Here is a 21,042-nt window from a genome sequence, read left to right as displayed (position 1 = left end):
GCAGGAACCTGCCAACAGATTCAGGAGTGAGCAATGGCGAAGAGAACCCGACCCTCGACCTTTATCGACGACCCGCTCTGGTACAAGGACGCGGTGATCTACCAGGTGCATGTGAAGTCCTATTTCGACTCCAACAACGATGGCATCGGCGATTTTCCCGGGCTGATCGCCAAGCTGGACTACATCAAGGAACTGGGGGTCAACACCATCTGGTTGCTGCCGTTCTATCCCTCGCCACGGCGCGACGACGGCTACGACATCGCCGAGTACCGTGGGGTCAGCCCCGACTATGGCACCCTGGCGGATGTCCGGCGCTTCATCGCCGAGGCCCACAAGCGCGAACTGCGGGTGATCGCCGAGCTGGTGATCAACCACACCTCCGACCAGCACCCCTGGTTCCAGCGCGCCCGCAAGGCCAAGCCCGGTTCGGCGGCGCGCAATTTCTACGTATGGTCCGACGATGATCAGAAGTACGCCGGTACGCGGATCATCTTCCTCGACACCGAGAAGTCCAATTGGACCTGGGACCCGGTGGCCGGCCAGTACTTCTGGCACCGCTTCTATTCCCACCAGCCGGACCTGAACTTCGACAACCCGCAGGTACTCAAGGCCGTACTCTCGGTCATGCGCCACTGGCTGGACATGGGCATCGACGGCCTGCGCCTGGACGCCATTCCCTACTTGATCGAGCGCGATGGCACCCACAACGAGAACCTGGCCGAGACCCACGATGTGCTCAAGCGCATCCGCGCCGAGATCGACGCCCATTATCCGGACCGCATGCTCCTGGCCGAGGCCAACCAGTGGCCCGAGGACACCCAGCTGTACTTCGGCCAGGCCAGCGGCAACGGCGCCGATGGCGACGAATGCCACATGGCCTTCCACTTTCCGTTGATGCCGCGCATGTACATGGCCCTGGCCCAGGAAGACCGCTTCCCGATCACCGACATCCTGCGCCAGACCCCGGAAATCCCGGCCAATTGCCAGTGGGCGATCTTCCTGCGCAACCACGATGAGCTGACCCTGGAGATGGTCACCGACAAGGAGCGCGACTACTTGTGGAACTACTACGCCGCTGACCGTCGGGCGCGGATCAACCTGGGTATCCGCCGACGCCTGGCACCGCTGATGGAGCGCGATCGGCGGCGCATCGAGTTGCTCAACAGCCTGCTGCTGTCGATGCCCGGTACCCCGACCCTGTACTACGGCGACGAGATCGGCATGGGCGACAACATCTACCTGGGCGACCGCGATGGCGTGCGCACGCCGATGCAGTGGTCCATCGACCGTAACGGCGGTTTCTCCCGGGCGGACCCGGCGAGCCTGGTGCTGCCGCCGATCATGGACCCGCTCTACGGCTACCCGTCGGTGAACGTCGAGACCCAGTCCGGCGACCCGCATTCGCTGCTCAACTGGACCCGGCGCCTGCTGGCGGTGCGCAAGCAATCCAGGGCCTTCGGCCGGGGCACGCTGAAGATGCTGTCGCCGAACAATCGCCGGATCCTGGCCTATACCCGCGAATACACCGGGCCCGATGGCAAGCAGGAGATCATCCTGTGCGTGGCCAACGTCTCGCGCAGTGCCCAGGCGGCGGAGCTGGACCTGTCGAGCTTCGCCGGCATGGTGCCGGTGGAAATGCTCGGTGGCAGCGCCTTCCCGCCCATCGGCCAGTTGAACTTCCTGCTGACGCTGGCGCCCTACGGCTTCTACTGGTTCGTCCTGGCCAGTGAGAACCAGATGCCCAGTTGGCACGTCGAGCCGACCCAGGGGCTGCCGGACTTCACCACCCTGGTGTTGAAAAAACGCCTCGAAGAACTGCTCGATGAACCGTCGCGCACCATCCTGGAGCAGGAGGTCCTGCCCAATTGGTTGCCCAATCGGCGTTGGTTCGCCGACAAGGACAGTGCCATCGAGCAGGTGCGCCTGGACTACGGGGTGCGTTTCGGTGATCCGCAGCATCCGGTGCTGCTGGGCGAGATCGAGGTCACCAGCCAGGGCCGCAGCCAGCGTTACCAACTGCCGTTCGGCCTGCTGGCCGAGGACCAGATCAGCAGCGCCTTGCCCCAGCAACTGGCCATGTCCCGGGTACGGCGCGGGCGGCAGGTGGGGCTGATCACCGATGCCTTCGCTCTGGAGAGCTTCGTGCGCAGCGTGCTGCAGGGGCTCAAGGCCCAGGCCCGACTGGACAGCGACGCCGGGCAGATCCGCTTCGACGCCGGCCCGCAGCTGCAGCAACTGGGGCTGGATGCCGAGGTCGACGTGCGTTACCTGTCGGCCGAGCAATCCAACAGTTCGGTGGTGGTGGGCGAAAGCCTGGTGCTCAAGCTGATGCGCAAGGTGGTAGGCGGTATCCACCCGGAACTGGAAATGGGCGCCTTTCTCACCCAGGCCGGCTTTGCCCATATGTCGCCGTTGCTGGGGTCGGTGGTCCGGCGTGACGAGCAGGGCGAGGACCACCTGTTGATGATCGCCCAGGGCTACCTGAGCAATCAGGGCGACGCCTGGGAGTGGACCCAGAGCAACCTGGACCGGGCCATCCGCGATGAGCTGGCCAGCGCCATATCGGAACAGGAGCAGCATTACAACGCACTGGGCGAGCTCGAGGATTTCGCCGCTCAACTGGGCCAGCGGCTGGGGGAAATGCACCGGTTGCTGGCAGCCCCCAATGCGACGCCGGACTTCCGAGCGCAAACCTATACCAGGCCACAGGCTCAGGTTTGCGGACGGCAGATCGCCGAGCAGGTGGAACGCGGCTTGCAGCTGCTCGAAGAGCACCAGGGCGAGCTGGGGGGCGCCGATCGCGAGCTGAGTCGGCGCCTGGAGCAGTACAAGCCGCAGATCCTGGCCCATATCCAGCACCTGGCCGAGCACTTGCAGGGTAGTTTGCGGATTCGCGTGCATGGCGACCTGCACTTGGGCCAGGTCCTGGTGATCAAGGGCGATGCCTACCTGATCGACTTCGAGGGCGAGCCAGGGCGGCCGCTGGCGGAACGGCGGGCCAAGTACAGTCCCTACAAGGACGTCAGCGGCATCCTGCGTTCTTTCGACTACGCGGCGGCCATGGCCCTGGAGGCCCCGGCACTGGATGCGCAAGCGCCAACCCAGGCGATCCGGGAGCGGGTGGTGCGGCGGTACCTGGCCCAGGCGCGCCAGGCATTTATCGACGCCTATCGGCTGTCGACGGCTAGTCTTGCCCATGACTGGCAAGACCCTCAGGCCGCTGACGCGGTCCTGGCGTTGTTCAGTCTGGAAAAGGCCGCCTATGAGCTGGCCTATGAGGCGCAGAACCGTCCGGGCTGGCTGCATGTGCCACTGCGCGGGCTGGCCGGATTGCTGCGCGAGCTGCGGGCTTTTTCCGATATTGAGCATGCTGGAGAGCAGCCATGAGTTTCTCGAACAGAGAGCAGGGACAGGGGCACGCGGCACGGTTGCCAGCAGTTGGGGCGGTGGAGGCCCTGGTGCGCGCCGAGCACAATGATCCGTTCGCCATTCTTGGGCCCCACGCTGATGGTAAAGGCGGGCAGTTCATCCGCGCCTACCTGCCTGGCGCGTTGAGCGTGCAGGTGCTGGCCAGGGAGGGGGGACAGTTGCTGGGCGAACTCGAGAGCGGCGAGGTGCCGGGGCTGTTCGTCGGGCACTTTGGCCAGGCTCAGGCGTACTTGCTGCGAATCCAGTGGGCGGGCGGCGAGCAGGTCAGCGAGGACCCTTATAGTTTCGGGGCGTTGCTCGGGGAGATGGATCTGTATCTGTTCGCCGAGGGCAACCATCGTGACCTGGGTGCTTGCCTCGGCGCGCAACTGGCCATCGTGGATGGCATCGAGGGCGTGCGTTTTGCGGTCTGGGCCCCCAATGCCCGCAGGGTCTCGGTGGTGGGCGACTTCAATGGCTGGGATGGACGCCGCCACCCCATGCGCCTGCGTCATCCCTCTGGGGTCTGGGAGCTGTTCATTCCCCGCCTGCGTGCGGGGGAGGCCTATAAGTACGAGATACTCGGCCCCCATGGCATCTTGCCGCTCAAGGCCGATCCAATGGCCTTGGCCACCCAGTTGCCGCCAGACACCGCCTCCAAGGTGGCCGCGCCCCTGGAGGTCGACTGGCAGGACCAGGCCTGGATGCTGGCCCGTGGCGAACGCCAGGGGGTCGAGGCGCCGTTGGCGATCTATGAGTTGCACGCTGGCTCCTGGCAGTGCGAGGTCGACGATGTGGGCGAGGTGGCCCGTCACTACAGCTGGCCCGAGCTGGCGCAGCGGCTGATTCCCTACATCAAGGACCTGGGGTTCACCCATATCGAATTGATGCCGATCATGGAGCATCCGTTCGGTGGCTCCTGGGGCTACCAACCCCTGGCCCAATTCGCGCCCAGTGCCCGTTATGGCACGCCCGAGGAGTTTGCCGCGTTCGTCAATGCCTGCCACCTGGCGGACATCGGGGTGATCCTTGACTGGGTGCCGGCGCATTTCCCCACCGATACCCACGGACTGGCACAGTTCGACGGCACGGCGCTCTATGAGTACGGCAACCCGCTGGAGGGGTTCCATCAAGACTGGGACACGCTGATCTACAACCTGGGGCGCACCGAGGTGCATGGCTTCATGCTGGCGTCGGCCTTGCACTGGCTCAGGCATTTCCATGTCGACGGCCTGCGGGTGGATGCCGTGGCCTCGATGCTCTATCGCGACTATTCGCGCAAGGCGGGGGAGTGGGTGCCAAATCGCCATGGCGGCCGGGAGAACCTGGAGGCTATCGATTTTCTGCGCCATCTCAACGATGTGGTCGCCCTCGAAGCGCCAGGGGCCCTGGTGATCGCCGAGGAGTCCACCGCCTGGCCCGGGGTCAGCCAGGGTACCGACCATGGTGGCCTGGGGTTCGCCTACAAGTGGAACATGGGCTGGATGCACGATTCCCTGCACTACATCCAGCAGGACCCGGTCTACCGGGCCCACCATCACAACGAACTGAGCTTCGGCCTGGTGTATGCCTGGTCCGAGCGCTTCATCCTGCCGATTTCCCACGATGAGGTGGTGCACGGCAAGCATTCGCTGATCGACAAGATGCCCGGCGATCGCTGGCAGAAGTTCGCCAATTTGCGGGCGTACCTGAGTTTCATGTGGACCCATCCGGGCAAGAAGCTGTTGTTCATGGGATGCGAGTTCGGCCAGTGGCGTGAGTGGAACCATGACCAGCAACTGGACTGGTATTTGCTGCAGTATCCCGAGCACCGTGGCGTGCAGCAGTTGGTGGGCGACCTCAACCGCCTGTACCGCGAGTATCCGGCGCTGCACGAGCAGGACCACGTGCCCCAGGGCTTCCAGTGGCTGATCGGCGACGATGCGGTCAACAGCGTGTATGCCTGGCTGCGCTGGAGCCGTGGTGGCGAACCCTTGCTGGTGGTGGCCAACTTCACTCCGGTGCCGCGTGAGGGCTATCGGGTGGGCGTGCCGCTGGGAGGACGCTGGAGCGAGCTGCTCAACAGCGATTCGCAGCTGTATGCGGGCTCCAACTATGGCAATGCCGGCGAAGTCTTCAGCGAAGAACAGCAAAGCCACGGCCAGGCCCTGTCCCTGGTGCTCAACCTGCCGCCCCTGGCGGTGCTGATCCTGCGTCCCGGGCACTGATCCCGGCATGCCGAAGGCCTTGTGGGCCTTGTCGCAGCCTCACCAGCCCGGCAGCGCCTACAAGGCCTCGTGTAGCCGCTGCCGCAGGCTGCGCACGGGTGCGCAGCGGCCGCCATTACCGATGTCCGGATGAATGCAGAAGGCCCCGCCAGTCTTGTGGCAATGGCAGCCACTGCACCTGTAGTCGTTGCCATTGCGCTGAAGGCTTGGCAAGTCAGAGGCTGGCGGCGGCTTCGGCAATCAAACCGGCCACGGCGCCGGGCTGGGAGGCCAGGGAGGCATGGCTGGCATCCAGGCGAATCACCTTGCGCGCGTTCAGGCGCGCAGCCATGCGCTCCTGATTGTGCGGGGCAATCATGCGATCGGCGCTGGAAACCTGATACCACGAAGGTTTTTCGCGCCAGGCCGGGGCGCCGAGGGTATCGCCGAAGGTGCTGGCCAGGGGGGCCTTCTGGGTCAGGCCCATGACCAGTCCTTCCTGGGCGGGAAGGTCCTGGCAGAAGCTCTGCTGGAAGCGCTCCGGGCGAACCCACAGGTAACCGTCGCTATCGGGCTCGAGGTTGGGCGCGGCCTCGGGTGGAAACTCCTGGGTCAGGCCACCGGGGCTTTCGCCGTTGTCAGGGGCGAAGGCGGCGATATACACCAGGCCCACCACATTGCTTGCATGCCCGGCCTGGGTAATCACTGCACCGCCATAGGAATGCCCCACCAGCAGCACCGGCCCGGTCTGCTGGGCCACCAGCTTGCGCGTACGCTCGACGTCCTCGGCCAGGGAGGTCAAGGGCAGTTCAACGGCGCGGATCTTCTGGTAGCCGCGCTCCAGCAGTTCGACGATGACTCGGTTCCAGTGGGCGGCTCCACCCCAGAACCCGTGGACCAGCACGATGGTAGGTTGATCACTCATGGCTAACTCCTCTACGGGAAATTCCCCGCAAGGAGCATGCACTACTGCGATGGGCGCGCCAGCATTTGCAGGAGAATCCAGACATACGGCAACCCTTGCCTGGATCACCCAGCGGCATTACATGAGGATGATCTCGTAGGGCAGGCGCAGGCGCTCCAGCACGACCGGCGACAACGAGGGCTCCAGGCCGATCTCGGGTTCGCCCTGCAGCTGGCTGGCATAGGCGTGGGCGGCATGGCGCTTGCGGGCTACGGTCCAGGTATCCAGGCGTAGCTTGCGCGCACGGTGCCAGGGAATCTGGTGCTCTTCGCGTGGCGACCAGTGCCAGGCCCACACCGGGATCTCATGGAAGCACGCGCCCATTTGGGCAGCGGCCTTGGCCGCCGCCCGTCCAACGGCCTCGTGGTCGAGGTTGCCGTCGGCTCGCCAGGTGCTGAACACCACATCGCCCGGACGCAAGTAACGGCTGATGAAGGGCACCAGCTGGTGTTCGCGTTCGCTCAGGGCTCTGTCGGCAAAGCCACCGCGAATCCACTTCAGGCTGTGCAGAGGCAGGCCCAGGCGACGCAGGGCTTCGGCGCTTTCCTGGGGGCGAAATACACTCAGACGGCGTTCTGGCCAGACTTCCGAGCCTGGATGGCTGGCACTACCGTCGCTGACCGAGATCAGTTCTATCGGGTGCCCGTGATGGGCCAGGACTTGCAACAGGCCGCCTGTGGCGATCACCTCATCGCCAGGGTGCGGAGCAACGATCACCGCCCGTGAACCGGCGGGGACCAGCATGTCGAACTTGATGGCTGGCACTTCGGCCAGGCTGCGGGCACTGTTCCAGATCTGGCTGGGCCAGATACTGTCTATTGCGGGTATGGCTTTCATAACCTGATACATCCCTGTCTCCGGGTCACCGATAAAGATGATGAGCGACTGTCCTGTCGCACCCTGGGTTTGCACGCACGTCGATTCCATGGCGCTTGCCTCGACGTGAAGTACCGCGGCTCCATCCCTTTGGAGTCGCGTGGTCGCTGCGCAATCATACTCAGCCGCGGCCCTTTGACACAGGGCGTTGGCTTGATTTATCGATTGCGTTGCTACTTAAGGGTAGACGCAATTCCCCGGAAGGCGTTCCGGGCTGACGGGCGTTTACCCTCGGCGGACACCCAAATCCATGACATGGCGCTACAAACTCACAGGGCCTGGGGGGCCTAATCAGTCCTGTGGCTCTTGCTTGAGTTCGAAAAACAGCAGCGAGCGACCCGTGACCGAGTACTCGTCACCGAAGGCGAAGCGCTCCTGGCCATGCACCGCTGGCTGGTTGGTGTCGATCATGCAAGTCCAGAACTCCCCGGCCGGCACCTGTGGCAGGCGGAAGTTGACGATGTCGTGATGGGCATTGACCACTAGCAGCACCGTGGCGTCGGCTCCCGCACGGCGGATGCCGGTTTCCTGGGCGCGCCCGTCGAGCAGCATGCCCAGGCAGCGGCCGTGCGGGTCCTGCCAGCGTTCGGTGGTCATTTCGCTGCCGTCGGGTGCCAGCCAGGTGACATCCTTGACCCCGATATCTTCGTTGTAGCTGCCCACCAGGAAGCGCCCACGCCGCAGGATCGGGTAGCTCAGGCGCAGCTTGACCAGGCGCTTGACGAACTTGAGCAGCGACTTGCCGTCCTCGTCCAGGTTCCAGTTGACCCAGCCGATCTCGCTGTCCTGGCAATAGGCATTGTTGTTGCCGTGCTGGGTACGGGCGAACTCGTCGCCGGCCACCATCATGGGAGTCCCTTGGGCCAGCAACAGGGTGGCGAAGAAGTTGCGCATCTGGCGCAGGCGCAGGGCATTGATCTGCGAGTCGTCGGTGGGCCCCTCCGTCCCGTGGTTCCAGGACAGGTTGTTGTTGCTGCCGTCCTGGTTGTTCTCGTCGTTGGCTTCGTTGTGCTTGTCGTTGTAGGACACCAGGTCATGCAGGGTGAAACCGTCATGGGCGGTGACGAAGTTGACCGAGGCATAGGGACGCCGGCCCCGCTGGTCGAACATTTCGCCAGAAGCCGTCATGCGCGCGGCGAAGTCTGCCAACTGGCCATCATCGCCTTTCCAGAAGGCGCGCACGGTATCGCGAAAGCGATCGTTCCACTCCATCCAGCCCGGCGGGAAGCGGCCTACCTGGTAGCCCCCGGGGCCGCAGTCCCAGGGCTCGGCGATCATCTTCACCTGGCGCAGCAGCGGGTCCTGGCGGCAGGCCACGAGGAAGCTGTGGCGCTCGTCGAAACCATCGTGATAACGCCCGAGAATGGTCGCCAGGTCAAAGCGGAAACCATCGACGTGCATCTCGCCGGCCCAGTAGCGCAGCGAGTCGGTGACCATTTGCAGGACGCAGGGGTGGCTCAGGTCCAGGGTGTTGCCGGTGCCGGAATCGTTGATGTAGAAGCGTTTGTCGTCGGGCATCAGGCGGTAGTAGGAGGCATTGTCGATACCGCGCATGGACAGTGTCGGGCCTTGCTCGTTGCCCTCGGCGGTATGGTTGTAGACCACGTCCAGCAGCACCTCCAGGCCCGCCTCATGCAGGTGCGCAACCATTTCCTTGAACTCGGCGATCTTGCCGCTGGCCAGGTAGCGCGGGTCGGGGGCAAAGAACGCGATGCTGTTGTAGCCCCAGTAGTTGGTCATGCCCTTGTGCAGCAGGTGCTGGTCATTGACGAAGGCGTGGACCGGCAGCAGTTCCACCGAAGACACCCCCAGCTTGCGGATGTGCGCCAGCACCTCGTCCACCATCAGCCCGGCACAGGTACCGCGCAGGGCTTCTGGTACCGCCGGATGCGCCATGGTGAACCCCCGCAGGTGAGTCTCGTAGAGGATGGTCTTGTCCCAGGGCACGCTGACCCTCTGGTCGTCGCCCCAGGTGTGGGCCGGATCGATGACCTTGCACTTGGGGACGAAGGGCGCGCTGTCGCGCTCATCGAAGCTCAGGTCGGCCTCGGGGTGGCCGATGGTATAGCCGAACAATGCCTCGGACCATTTCAGCGTCCCCACCAATTGCTTGGCGTAGGGGTCGATCAGCAGTTTGTTGGGATTGAAGCGATGGCCATTGGGCGGATCATAGGGCCCGTGCACGCGGTAGCCGTAGACCAGGCCGGGATGGGCATCGGGCAGGTAGCCATGGAAGATCTCGTCAGTGTATTCCGGGAGTTCGATACGTTCGAGCTCCACCTCGCCGGCGGCGTCGAACACACACAGTTCGACCTTGGTGGCGTTGGCCGAGAACAGCGCGAAGTTGACACCCAGGCCGTCCCAGGTGGCACCCAGGGGGAAGGGCAGGCCTTCGCGGATGCGTGATGGCTCGCCCTGGGGTGTGAACGTTGTGCCGTGCTTGGATGTGCTCATGATGGCTCCTGCAGTGACAGTGGCGGATCGAGCGGGGTGCATGCCCCACGCCCAAATGGGGGTGGCAGGGGCCTGTCACGGGCTCCGGTCAGGCCGGGTCGGGTCTCAACGGGCCGGGGGCTTGCGCGGGGCGCGCGGCTTTTTCGCGGCCACCGGCTTCTCGCCCGGTGGCACCACGGCGGTGGGCGCCTTGGCCTTGGGTTTGGCTGTTGCCTTGCTGCCGGGCTTGGCGGTAGCCGGGCTGGCCTTGACCGGCTTGCTTGGCGCCAGGGCCTCGGCCTCCGCCAGCTTGCGGGCCATTTCCCAGTGGCGTTTTTCCTGGCCTTCGGGTTTACCCTCCGACTCCCAGATCTGATAGGCGAACTCACGAATGCGTTTGTCGTCGGTACTCATCGCAATGCTCCTGGAGTGGCTTCAATGTTCGATCAAGAGGTTGAGCGTAAAGTCTCGTAGCACCTCGCTGAGCATCAGCTCACCGTGAGCTGTGACTGGCCCGTTGGAAAAAAGTCCATTCAAATTGCCCCTCGAGACGGCGAACGGTAGTTGCACCCGGGTATCGCCCCAGAGCTCGGGAGCGACCTGGGGACACGTACTGTCGCCCAGCAGTCCGGCCACCTGTATCGGCACCACCACCAGCAGCCGCTGCTGGCGGTATTCACGGGCAAAAGCCAGCACCTGCCCGGCGTGTTGCCCGAGCACGGTCAGTGGCCGGTAGCTGCCGCGCTGGAACAGCCCCGGGTGCTGGCGCCGTAGCCCCAGGGTGCGGGCGATCAAACCTTGCTTGATAGGCCCTTCGCGCCATTGGGCCAACTGGCAGGCCAGCGGTGCCGGGTGCTCCAGCGCTCGTTGCCGGGTTGGGTAGTCCACGGGGCGGCGGTTGTCCGGGTCCACCAGGCTCAAGTCCCAGAATTCGTTGCCCTGGTACAGGTCGGCAACGCCGGGCACGGTCAGGCGCAACATGGTCTGCACCAGGCTGTTGAGGGCGCCGGCGGGCGCAATGGCGTTGGCGGCAGCGGCGATCGACTGGCGCAGGAGCGAGCCCTGGGGGGACAGCAGCAGGTGCTCGATAAAAGCGTGTACCGCCTCTTCATATGGCCGGTTCGGGCTGGCCCAGCTGCTGTGCAGCTTGGCCTCGCGCAGGGCTTTTTCCTGCCACTGCCAGATACGTCCGGCATAGGCCTGCAGGGCAGGTCGGTCTTCGGTGTGCAGGTCCAGGGGCCAACTGCCCAGCAGGACCTGGTAGAGAATCAACTCGTCCGCCGCCGAAGGTGCCAGGGCGGATGGGCGCAAGGGAGTGGCCAGGGCCCGCCAGTGGTCCACCTGCCGGGCGTACCAGGTGGCGCGTTCGCTGAGCACGGCCAGGCGTGCACGGCTGTCTTCGCCGCGCTTGTGGTCATGGGTGGCGCTGGCCAGCAGATTGTCGGGAAAGCTTGCCAGGCGCTCGATGCAAGCCTGGTGGAAGGCGGCCATAGGGGCGCTGAATACCTCGCTGTTGAAACCCACGTCGTTGCGCGCCAGGGACACCGCCGAGCGGTAGAAGGCCGTGTCTTCCACGGCCTTGGCCGCCGCGGGCGAGGTCAGTTGCTGGAAGCGCCTGCCGGCGTGGCGCAGCAGCTTGCGAGCCTGGCCCAGGGGCTGTTGTCGCCAGCCCTGGCCTCCGAGCCAGCGTTGCAGGTAGTCCAGCACCGGCCAGTCGGCTTCGCCCAGGCTGGCCCGGGCACCCTCCATGGCTTGCTGGAAGAACCGCTGGTCCTCTGGACCGCGGCCGCAGGCACCGATGTAGGTGCGGTAAACCGGGAAATGCACGATCAGTTCTTGCAGTGCCCGGCGGATCGCCCCCAGGGTCAGGTCGCGGCTCATCAGGTCCAGGCGTGCCACTTGCAGCAGGGCCTGGGCCACGCTCTCGAAGTCTCCGGCCAGGGAGCCGTTGAGCACCTGCTGGCGTGCCAGGCGCGCTTCCTCGGCAAAGTGTGCCGGTCGCTCACTGTGCCGACTCCACAACTCGCCCAGCACCGCCTGGCTGCTGCTGGCATGTTGCAACAGCGACAGCTGGTTCATGAATTCATAGCCGGTGCTGCCGTCCACCCCCCAATCGCGGTGCAGGGTCTCGCCGTCACCCAGGATCTTCTCCACATAGATCGGCAAATGCTGCCCCGGACGCAGGCGATCGACCCGGCGGCGCAACTTGCGGCAGTAGCCTCGGGGATCGGCCAGGCCATCGATATGGTCGATTCGCAGGCCATCCACCAGGTGCCGTTCGATCAGCTCGAAGATCTTGGCGTGGGTGGCCGCGAATACCCTTGGACGTTCGACGCGCAGTCCGGCCAGTTCGTTGATGTCGAAGAAGCGGCGCCAGTTGATGTCGTCAGCGGCAGTACGCCAGCTGGCCAGGCGATAGCTCTGCTGCTCCAGCAACTGGTGCAGGCGTTCGAAGCCAGGGGCGTGCCTTGAATCGTAGTTGTGCAGGCGCTCTTGCACGGCCCGGCGTAGCAGCGGTTGTTGCAGCGCCTGGGCCAGCGCCTCTTGCAGGAGCAGCGCCTGGGCGTGGGCGTCGCCGTTGAAGCGCAGGGCAGCGAAGTCGTCGGCCAGGGGTTTCAAGGCCGCCCCGGCCTCTGGGTGCCGGGTTTCGTCGGGGCGTAGCAAAGGGGCGTAGTCGCTGGGGCAGATGGGGAAACGATGCTCGTGGTGACGGACATGGAAACCACGGCAATCCTCCTCCAGGCAAAGTTGCAGGCTGCCTTCCTGCAGCGCCTGGCCGTAGTCGCTGCCCAGGAACGGCAAGAGCAGCTGGCCTTCCAGCAGCGGGTCGGGTGAGTGCCACTGGATATCGAAGAACTCGCCGTAGGGGCTCAGGCGACCCCAGCGCAACAGGTCCAGCCACCAGGGATTGTCGTCGCCACCCACCGCCATGTGGTTGGACACGATATCCAGGATCAGGCCCATGTCATGCTGGCGCAGGGCGGCCACCAGGCGCTCCAGGGCGGCTTCGCCCCCCAGCTCCGGGTTGACCCGGGTCGGGTCCACGACATCGTAGCCATGCAGGGAGCCGGCACGGGCGCACAACAGCGGCGAGGCATAGACATGGCTGATGCCCAGGCTGGCGAAGTAGGGCACCAGCGGCACGGCATCGTCCAGGGTGAAGCCCCGGTGGAACTGCAGGCGCAGGCTGGCTCGCACGACCCCGGTCATCGGTCACGCTCATGGGCTTGTTGCCGCGCCCGGGCCAGTTGCTCCAGGCGCCGGGCCGCGTCGCTGTCGTCCAGCAGGCGCCTGGCGCTGCCAGCCAAGCGCCGACGCCAGTTGGGATGGCCCTCGACGGTGCCGGGCAGGTTGGCCTGCTCGTCGATCCCCAGTGCGTCCTCAAGGGGCAGTAGCACCAGGGGCGCCCGCGTGTGCCCAAGAAAGCGCACACTGGCATCCAGCACCTGGTCGGTCTCGTCAAAGGGCTCGCGAAAGTTCTGTGGGTCCCGGGCCAGGGCATGGCGCAAGCCGTCGCGTTCACGCTGGCGGTGCTCGCGCCACTGCCGGGCAGTGCTGTCGTCCACCAGGCCCAGGTGCTGGTTCCAGTCGATATCGCGGCCACGCCACCAGCCATTGAGCGTTGGCAGGTCGTGGGTGCTGGAGGTGGCCAGGGCATTGTCCGGCCAGTCGAGGATGGGCTTGAAGTGGCAGCCGTGATCCTGCTCGAACAGCAACACGCGCATGCCGAGCATGGCCCGGGTCGTGAGTTTCTCCCGCAGGCCGTCCGGGACGGTGCCCAGGTCTTCGCCGAGCACGATGGCCTGGTGCCGGTGGGACTCCAGGGCCAGCAGGCGCAACAGATCATCCACCGGATAGTGCAGGTAGGCCCCATCGCAAGGGGCGGCGCCCAGGGGAATCACCCACAGTCGTTGCAAGCCCATCACGTGGTCGATGCGCAGGCCGCCGGCATGGGCGAAGTTGGCCCGCAGCATCTCGATAAAGGCTTGGAAGCCGTTGCGTTGCAGGCCCTCCGGAGAGAAGGCCGAGATCCCCCAACTCTGGCCCTGGCGATTGAGGATATCCGGCGGTGCGCCCACGGTCAGTTGCGCCAGTAACTGGTCCTGGCGGCTCCAGGCCTGGCTGCCGCCGCCATCGGCGCCTACCGCCAGGTCGGCGATCAGACCGATGCCCATACCACTACTGCGGGCGGCATTTTGGACCCGTTCCAGGCAGCGGGCGATCAACCACTGGCAGAAGGCATGAAAACCGATGTCGTGGGCCTGTTCCCTGGCCAATTGGGCCAGCGCCGGACTCCCGGGATGACGCCAGTGCGATGGCCAGTGGCGCCAGTCCGGATCTTCCCCGCGGGCCACTCGCAAGGCCTGGATAGCCTCGAAGCGGCAGTGGTTTTCCAAGGCTTCGCCTGCGGCCTGACGATAGCTGGCGAAGTCCTGGTGCAAGGGGTGTTCGCCCTGGCAGAACCCCTCGTACAGGGCGCGCAGTGCCTGTTGCTTGGCCTTGGCTGCTGCGGGCCAGTCGATCAAGGGCAGCTTCTCCAGTGCCTGCAATGGCTCCGCCAGGTCGCAGCTCTCGACGGCGATGCGCCAGGCTCGCTCGCCAAGGATCGCTGCCGGCGCGGCATACAGGCTATTGAGAAACAGGCGGCTGGAGGGCGAGTAGGGGCTATAGCGCTGCGGGTCGTTGCTGAACATGGCATGTAGTGGGCTGATGGCCAGTGCATCGGCGCCGCGCTCCGCAGCCTGGCGGGCCAGCTCCTCCAGGGCCTGGGTATCGCCCAGGCCGCCGTCTCCGCTACGTCGCAAGGCGTATGCCTGCACGCTCAGCCCCCAGGCCCGGGGAACGGCCTGGTGCATCGCATCGGCCACGCTGTAGCAGCGTTCGGGGGCTACGGCGAGGATGAAGTGCTCATCCTCTATGTGCGCCGCGTGATAGCCCACGGGCAGGCTCCCGGGCAGCACGCTGCCTTCATCCAATTGCAGTTGCAGGGATGCGCCGTCTTCCAGCTGGACCTGGCAATGAGTCAACGGGGGAAAGTAGCGGGCCAGGTCGAGGCCCTGGCCGATATCCACGGTAAGCAGGGGAGGCAGGTGTCGGTGCTCCTGGAGCGCCTGCAATTGACCCAGGCTGTGCGCGATCTCCTGGTCGTTGTCGGCGGCATGCCCCAGACCGGCCAGAACCGCCCGCAGGACCCGTGGCTCGACCTTTTGCGGGCGGCCATTGGCGTCGATCCAGTCCACCGCCAGGCCGGCGCGGCTGGCGAGGATTTCCAGTTGCGCATCGCTCATGGGTGCTCTCCATTTGCGGTAGTCGAGGGGCTTTGCAAGTCCAGTCGCACCTGCACGCTGAAGGCCGGCAAGCTGCCTTGGCTCCAGTGCCCGCTGGGCTGGGGTGGATACTGGAACCAGGGCTGGACACTGGGCGCCTGGGGCACCTGGACCGGGTGTGCGCTGAGGTTGATATCGATGCGCAGCAAGCAACCGTCGCCCAGGCGCCAGCGGGCGCTAAGGGCTCCCTCGGCCAACACGTCGGTGCCCAGGGGGCGGGTGCCGGGCAGGCGCCAGACCAGCTCCCGATGCCGCAGTTGCAGCAGTTCACGATAGAGCGCCCGGGTACTGGCAGCGTCTTGCGGGCAGGGACGTGGGCACGAGGCCTGGAAGGTCTCCAGGGCATTGGGATCGGGAATGCGCTGGCGCTGCTCGGCGTCGGCAAAGGCGCTGAAGGCTGCGAATTCACTGCGTCGGCCCTGGCGCACCGCCTCGGCCAGCTCGCCCTGATGACTGGTGAAGAACAGGAACGGCTCCCGGGCCGCTGCCTCGTCACCCATGAACAGCAACGGGATCATGGGCGATAGCAGCAACAACACCGTGGCCGCGTGCAGGGCCTGGGGGGGCGCCAATTGATTGAGGCGTTCGCCAAAGGCGCGGTTACCGATCTGGTCGTGGTTCTGCAGGAACAGCACGAAAGCTGTGGGTGGCAGGTCGGCGCTGGGTTCGCCACGGGCCTGCCCATGGCGGTCGGTGTGTCCCTGGAAGGCGAACCCCTGGCTCAGGCAACGGGCCAGTTGCTCGGTGGGCTGTTGGGCAAAGTCCGCGTAGTAGGCTTCCTGCTCGCCGGTCAGCAGCACATGCAGGGCGTTGTGGGCGTCATCGTTCCATTGGCCATCGAAGCCCTGGCGCAACAGGCTGGCCTGGTTGCGCTCATTTTCCAGGGTGAGCCAGATGTGCCGTCCGGTGGGGGTCGCCTCGCGTATCCGGTGCGCCAGTTCCTGGAGAAAGTCCGGATCGTCGATGGCGTGCACGGCGTCCAGGCGCAAGCCATCGAAGCGATAGTCCAGCAGCCACATCAACGCATTGTCGATGAAGAAGTCGCGCACCGGCCGGCGGCGGAAGTCGATGGCTGCGCCCCAGGGGGTATGCCGGTCGTCACGAAAGAACCCGTGGGCATAACGCTGCAGGTAGTTTCCGTCCGGGCCGAAGTGGTTGTAGACCACATCCAGGATCACCGCCAAGCCCAGGCTGTGGGCCGTATCGATCAGTGCCTTGAGCTCGTCCGGGGTGCCATAGGAGGCTTGGGGGGCATAGGGCAGGACCCCGTCGTAGCCCCAGTTGCGGGTGCCGGGGAATTCGGCCAGGGGCATGAGCTCGATGGCGGTCACGCCCAGTTCCACCAGGGCGGGCAGTGCCTGGGCCACGGCGCCATAACCGCCCATGACGCCAACGTGCAGTTCATAGATCACGGCTTCATGCCAGGGGCGGCCGCACCAATGTGGGTGTTGCCAGCGGTAGGCCTGCTGGTCGAGTACCAGGCTGGTGCCATGGACACCGCCGTGCTGCGCCCTGGACGCCGGGTCCGCCACCTGGAGCTGGTCGTCGATATTGAAGCGATAGCGGCTACCGGCGGGGCAGCGCGCCTGGATCACGAACCAGCCTTCGGGTTGGGGCAGCATCGGCAGGGACTGGCCGTTCTCCAGCTCCACGCTGACGTAGCGTGCATCCGGTGCCCACAGCGCGAACCGAGTGCGCTCTGCATCGAGCGGCAGTGCGCCGTGGTGCCAGGTCGGTGGCGTGCTTGAGGGCATCGGCGTGGCCTCCCTTACCTGGCGGTGTGCCCCAGGGCCTGGGCTACCAGCTGTTCATAGAGTTCGGCGTAGGGCTCCACGGCCTGGCACCAGTTGAATGGCGCGGCCATGGCCCGGCAGCGCATGGCATTGAGCAGCCGTGGGTACGCGAAGACCTTGAACGCCCGGGCAAGGGCCTGCTGGTAGCTGGTCACGGTGGACTCGTCGAACAAAAAGCCGGTGACGCCGTTGTCGATGGTGTCAGCCAGGCCACCGGTATTGCGCGCCACCGGCAGCGAGCCGAAGCGTTGTGCGTACATCTGGCTCAGGCCACAAGGCTCGTAGCGCGAGGGCATGAGCAGGAAGTCGCTACCGGCGAACATGCGCCGGGCATCGGTCTCGTTGAAGCCGATATGGACGGCGATGCGTCCGGGAAAACGTTGGGCCAGGGCACGCATGGACTGCTCTTCTTCCGGTTCGCCGCGCCCGATGATGGCGATCTGGCCGCCTGAGGCGACGATGAACTCGGCCACCGCCTCGGTGAGGTCCAGGCCCTTTTGGTAGACCAGGCGCGAAACCACGGCGAACAGCGGCCCGTTGCTGGGCTCCAGGCCGAACAATTGCCGGACATGGGCTGCATTGGCGGCCTTGCCGTCCCAGTCGCCGATGCCGAATGGGCAATGCAGGTGCGGATCGGTGGCGGCATCCCAGCTCTCGTCGATGCCATTGGGGATGCCGCTGAGCAGGCCCTGCTGGGTCTTGCTGGCCAGGAAACCATCGAGCCCGCAGCCGAAGGCCGGCGTGGTGATCTCCCTGGCATAGGTGGCGCTCACCGTGGTGATGTGGCTGGCGTAGGCCATACCGGCCTTGAGGAACGACAACTTGCCGTAGAACTCCATGCCCTCTTGTTGCAGGGCATGTTCGGGGATGCCCAGCTCCGGGCAGGACGCCAGGCTGACCACGCCCTGGTAAGCGAGGTTGTGGATAGTGAACAGGGTCGGGGTGCGCTGGCCACGCCAGTGCATGTAGGCCGGGGCCAGGCCGGCAGGCCAGTCGTGGGCGTGCACCAGGTCGGGACACCAGTGGATCTGTGCCAGGTTGGCGGCGATATCGGCGGCGGCCAGGCCCAGGCGGGCGAAGCGGATATGGTTGTCCGGCCAGTCGCGGCCATTATTGGCGCCGTAGGGCGTGCCTTCGCGTTCGTAGAGTTCGGGGCAGATCAGCACGTAGATCACCAGGCCGTCGGGCATGTCCATGCGGCCGATCTTGCAGGCGGGTAGCGCTGCATGGCCGCCCAGTTCACCGATGACATGAATCGGGTTCTCGCTGTGCAGCACCTGGGGGTAGCCGGGAATCAGGACCCGTACATCGTGCAAATGAGCCATGGCCCGGGGCAGGGCGGCGGAGACATCCCCCAGGCCGCCGGTCTTGACCAGGTCGGTGAGTTCCGAGGTCACGAACAGTACGCGCTTGCGGTTGGGGTTCTGGCGTGCCAGCGGCAGGACCGTCTTGCTCCCAGGGTACGGGCCCGGGGCATTGCTGCGCCCGCCGGCCTGCTGTGGAAGGGGGTCTCCCTGGGTATCCAATACGGTACTGATCATGTGTCTCTCCCGTGTTGTTGATCTGTTCTGGCGTGTTCAACGCCGTTCCCGCCCGTTCCATGGCCGGGCGCGAGCGCACCGCACCTTGCGCAGCCTGAATGGCCCGAGTGTCGAAGCAGAAAGGACGCAGAGGCCGTTGCAAGGAATGCACCAGTGGCAGCGGCCCTACCTTTACCCTGACTCTGGGTTTGAACGAAAAGTTTCGACTTTTTTCCGCGCGGCGTGACTGCCTGGTCACGGTGCGAAAGCCAGTCTAGGACAGAACCCTGGGCGGTGCCGGGCAGGGTTCGCGTTTGGCCATCGCGCCAGTCCGGCCGGTTGAACGCAGCCGACGAAAGGTCGGCCCGAGGCTCGCCGTGCCAGGGTTTGGTGCAGGGTCCAGTAGGTTGTGCGCCGGTAATGGGCATCGCGCCGAGCGGTGGTGTCGCCTGCGTTGAACTGACGAGGCGCTGGTAGCCTGCCAGGGCAGTATCTGGCCGGGGTGAACGTGGCCAGTGCCGACGACATCCTGTTCGATGAGGAAGGTGTTTCAGGCCCCGGATGGTCTCAACGACCACAGCGGCCGCGCGAAGGTCCGAGGCGGGCCGGTCAGCCGATCCAGCCCAGGGTCAGCCAGGCCAGCACCGCATAGCGTGCGCCCTTGGCCAGGGTGACGATCAGCAGGAAGCGCTTGAGCGGCTCGCCCATGACCCCGGCGACCAGGGTCAGCGGGTCGCCGACCACCGGTAGCCAGCTCAACAGCAGCGACCAGTGGCCGTAGCGCTGGTAGTGCTTCCGGGCGCGTTGCAACTGGCGTGGGGCGATGGGGAACCAGCGGCGATCTTTGTAGTGTTCCAGGCGCCGCCCCAGCCACCAGTTGACCAGCGAGCCCAGGACATTACCCAGGGTCGCCACCAGCCACAGGCCGAAAACCGCCCACTGGCCATTGAGCAACAGGCCCACCAGCAAGGCTTCCGATTGCAGCGGCAGCAGGGTGGCGGCGCCGAAGGCCGCCAGGAACAGGCCGCAGTAGACGCCGATCAATGGGCCGGGTAGTCCGCGACCACCACATCGCGGCCTTCTTTGGTCAGGCCGATGACCTGATAGGCATCGGCGCCCATGCCGTCCATCTCCATGCCGGGGGAGCCCATGGGCATGCCCGGGGCTGCGATGCCCAGCAGGTCGGCGCGCTTGATCAGGGCCAGGACCTGGTCGGCCGGCACATGGCCTTCGACGAACTTGCCGTCGATCACCGCGGTATGGCAGGACGCCAGGCGGGGTACGACGCCCAGGCGCTGCTTGACGCTGCTCATGTTGTCTTCGACATGGTCCTTGACCCTGAAACCGTTGGCTTGCAGGTGTTCGATCCATTTCTTGCAGCAGCCGCAGTTGGCGTCCCGGTGGACGTCGATATCGATAGGGGCTGCGGCCTGGGCCAAGCTGGTGAAAAACAGTGCGGACAGGGCCGCCAGACGCAGGAAGTGTTTCATGCAGTATCTCGTGTCGAACAAAGGGAACGCCCAGGCGGGCCTGGGCGGATCGCGGTGCATTTTGCGGCTTTTGCAATGCCAGGGGCGAGGCTTGTGTTTCAAGGTTATACGGCTCGGTTGCCTTCAGGGTTCGGGGTTCAGGGTGCCTAACCAGGCCACCAGGGCGAAAATCGCCAGGGCTATCGATGCTTCCACGCCCAGGCTGCGGCGTAGGGCAACAAGGGCGGCAGCGTGGTCGCCAGCCTGGGTCGAGCGCTCCAGCAGGGGCGTCAGGTGAAAACGATTGAGCGCAGCCAACCCCAGCATTGCAGCCAAGAGCAGCAACTTGAGCAGCAACAACTGGCCATAGAAACTATCTGCCAACGGAGCGAATACCGGGCCGCTGATCATCAGGTGGTTGGCCATGCCGCTCAGTAGCAGGACCAGCACGATCAGGCCTCCGGCTCGCTCAAAACCTCTCAGGGCACTGGCTAGCAAGTGCGGCTGGTCTTCTACCACCAGGCAATTGCCCCTGAGCAGCAGGACAAAGGCCAGCAGGGCACCGAACCAGGCCCCTGCAGCCCATAGATGGAGAATGTCGCTGGCCAGGTGCAGGTAGTGGAGCGGGCCCTCGCTCATGGCGCCGTGTCCGTTCCAGGCCAGGGTGGCCAGGGCCGTGGTGGAACAACCGGCCAGCAGCCACAGGCCGCCGTAGGCTGCCCGGGTCATCAGGATCAAGGCCAGGAGGACTCCGAGCAGCATTGCCATGCGCAGGATCCAGCTTTGGCCCACGGCAGTCTGGGTCCATAGCATGTACAGGGTGGTCGCTTGCAATTGGCTGAGCTGGTTCTGGCCGTCGAGCTCCAGGGCCAGGCGTACCAGGGCGATCAGCGACAGCAGCAACCCCAGTAGCGCACAGGGCATCAGCAGGCGCTTCAACTGGCGCGGATTCCAGTTCGCACGCAGTTGCCCAGGCGCCTGGAGCAGGAACAGCGGCAGCCCTGCCAGCAGCATCAGGTCGAGGTACAGCGCCAGGCGCAAAGCAATGGTGAGGACGTGGTCCATG

The 21,042-nt window shown here is 65.3% G+C and carries 13 protein-coding genes; 2 read left to right on the top strand and 11 right to left on the bottom strand.

The window, feature by feature from the left end:
* The first annotated feature begins 33 nt into the window (after positions 1 to 33).
* A complete protein-coding gene (treS, locus tag C4K39_RS25755; RefSeq protein ID WP_124347745.1) occupies positions 34 to 3,387 on the top strand; it encodes a maltose alpha-D-glucosyltransferase in 3,354 nt (1,117 codons plus the stop codon).
* Complete coding sequence (gene glgB, locus C4K39_RS25750; RefSeq protein WP_124347744.1) at positions 3,384 to 5,615, top strand: 1,4-alpha-glucan branching protein GlgB; 2,232 nt, start codon at positions 3,384 to 3,386, stop codon at positions 5,613 to 5,615. Before treS ends, glgB begins: the two co-directional genes overlap by 4 nt.
* Before the next feature lie 214 nt (positions 5,616 to 5,829).
* Here the strand turns inward: glgB and C4K39_RS25745 are convergent, their stop codons facing one another.
* From C4K39_RS25745 to copD, 11 genes are all read right to left on the bottom strand, one after another.
* On the bottom strand, positions 5,830 to 6,519 hold the full coding sequence (locus C4K39_RS25745; RefSeq protein WP_124347743.1) for an alpha/beta hydrolase: 690 nt from the start codon (positions 6,517 to 6,519) through the stop codon (positions 5,830 to 5,832).
* Between the two features lie 117 nt (positions 6,520 to 6,636).
* Positions 6,637 to 7,395 carry a PIG-L deacetylase family protein gene (locus tag C4K39_RS25740; protein WP_068587214.1) on the bottom strand — a complete coding sequence of 253 codons (759 nt, stop codon included), beginning with the start codon at positions 7,393 to 7,395 and terminating at the stop codon, positions 6,637 to 6,639.
* Positions 7,396 to 7,725: 330 nt separating this feature from the next.
* A complete protein-coding gene (gene glgX, locus C4K39_RS25735) occupies positions 7,726 to 9,888 on the bottom strand; it encodes a glycogen debranching protein GlgX (RefSeq protein WP_068587217.1) in 2,163 nt (720 codons plus the stop codon).
* A gap of 105 nt (positions 9,889 to 9,993) precedes the next feature.
* Positions 9,994 to 10,281: a DUF2934 domain-containing protein gene (locus tag C4K39_RS25730; protein ID WP_068587218.1), complete on the bottom strand. Its 288-nt coding sequence runs from the start codon at positions 10,279 to 10,281 to the stop codon at positions 9,994 to 9,996.
* A 21-nt stretch (positions 10,282 to 10,302) separates the two neighbouring features.
* Positions 10,303 to 13,077, bottom strand: coding sequence for a malto-oligosyltrehalose synthase (locus C4K39_RS25725; protein ID WP_124347742.1), 2,775 nt, complete (start codon positions 13,075 to 13,077; stop codon positions 10,303 to 10,305).
* Positions 13,074 to 15,155 (bottom strand): 4-alpha-glucanotransferase, encoded by a 2,082-nt coding sequence (malQ, locus tag C4K39_RS25720; protein WP_124347741.1) that lies wholly within the window; start codon positions 15,153 to 15,155, stop codon positions 13,074 to 13,076. Before malQ ends, C4K39_RS25725 begins: the two co-directional genes overlap by 4 nt.
* Entirely contained in the window at positions 15,152 to 16,948 is a 1,797-nt protein-coding gene (treZ, locus tag C4K39_RS25715) for a malto-oligosyltrehalose trehalohydrolase (protein ID WP_124347740.1), read from the bottom strand. Before treZ ends, malQ begins: the two co-directional genes overlap by 4 nt.
* Before the next feature lie 14 nt (positions 16,949 to 16,962).
* The gene (gene glgA, locus C4K39_RS25710; RefSeq protein WP_068587228.1) at positions 16,963 to 18,528 is read right to left on the bottom strand and encodes a glycogen synthase GlgA; all 1,566 of its coding nucleotides are present in this window, start codon (positions 18,526 to 18,528) and stop codon (positions 16,963 to 16,965) included.
* 588 nt (positions 18,529 to 19,116) lie between these two features.
* Positions 19,117 to 19,551, bottom strand: coding sequence for a YqaA family protein (locus C4K39_RS25705; RefSeq protein ID WP_068595627.1), 435 nt, complete (start codon positions 19,549 to 19,551; stop codon positions 19,117 to 19,119).
* A complete protein-coding gene (locus tag C4K39_RS25700) occupies positions 19,548 to 19,997 on the bottom strand; it encodes a DUF411 domain-containing protein (RefSeq protein WP_124347739.1) in 450 nt (149 codons plus the stop codon). Before C4K39_RS25700 ends, C4K39_RS25705 begins: the two co-directional genes overlap by 4 nt.
* Before the next feature lie 123 nt (positions 19,998 to 20,120).
* Positions 20,121 to 21,041 carry a copper homeostasis membrane protein CopD gene (copD, locus tag C4K39_RS25695; RefSeq protein WP_124347738.1) on the bottom strand — a complete coding sequence of 307 codons (921 nt, stop codon included), beginning with the start codon at positions 21,039 to 21,041 and terminating at the stop codon, positions 20,121 to 20,123.
* Position 21,042 lies beyond the last annotated feature (1 nt).

It is taken from the genome of Pseudomonas sessilinigenes (assembly GCF_003850565.1).
Lineage (GTDB): Bacteria > Pseudomonadota > Gammaproteobacteria > Pseudomonadales > Pseudomonadaceae > Aquipseudomonas > Aquipseudomonas sessilinigenes.
The sequence above is the reverse complement of the archived record's forward strand: the minus strand, read 5'-3'. Positions and strand labels throughout refer to the sequence as shown.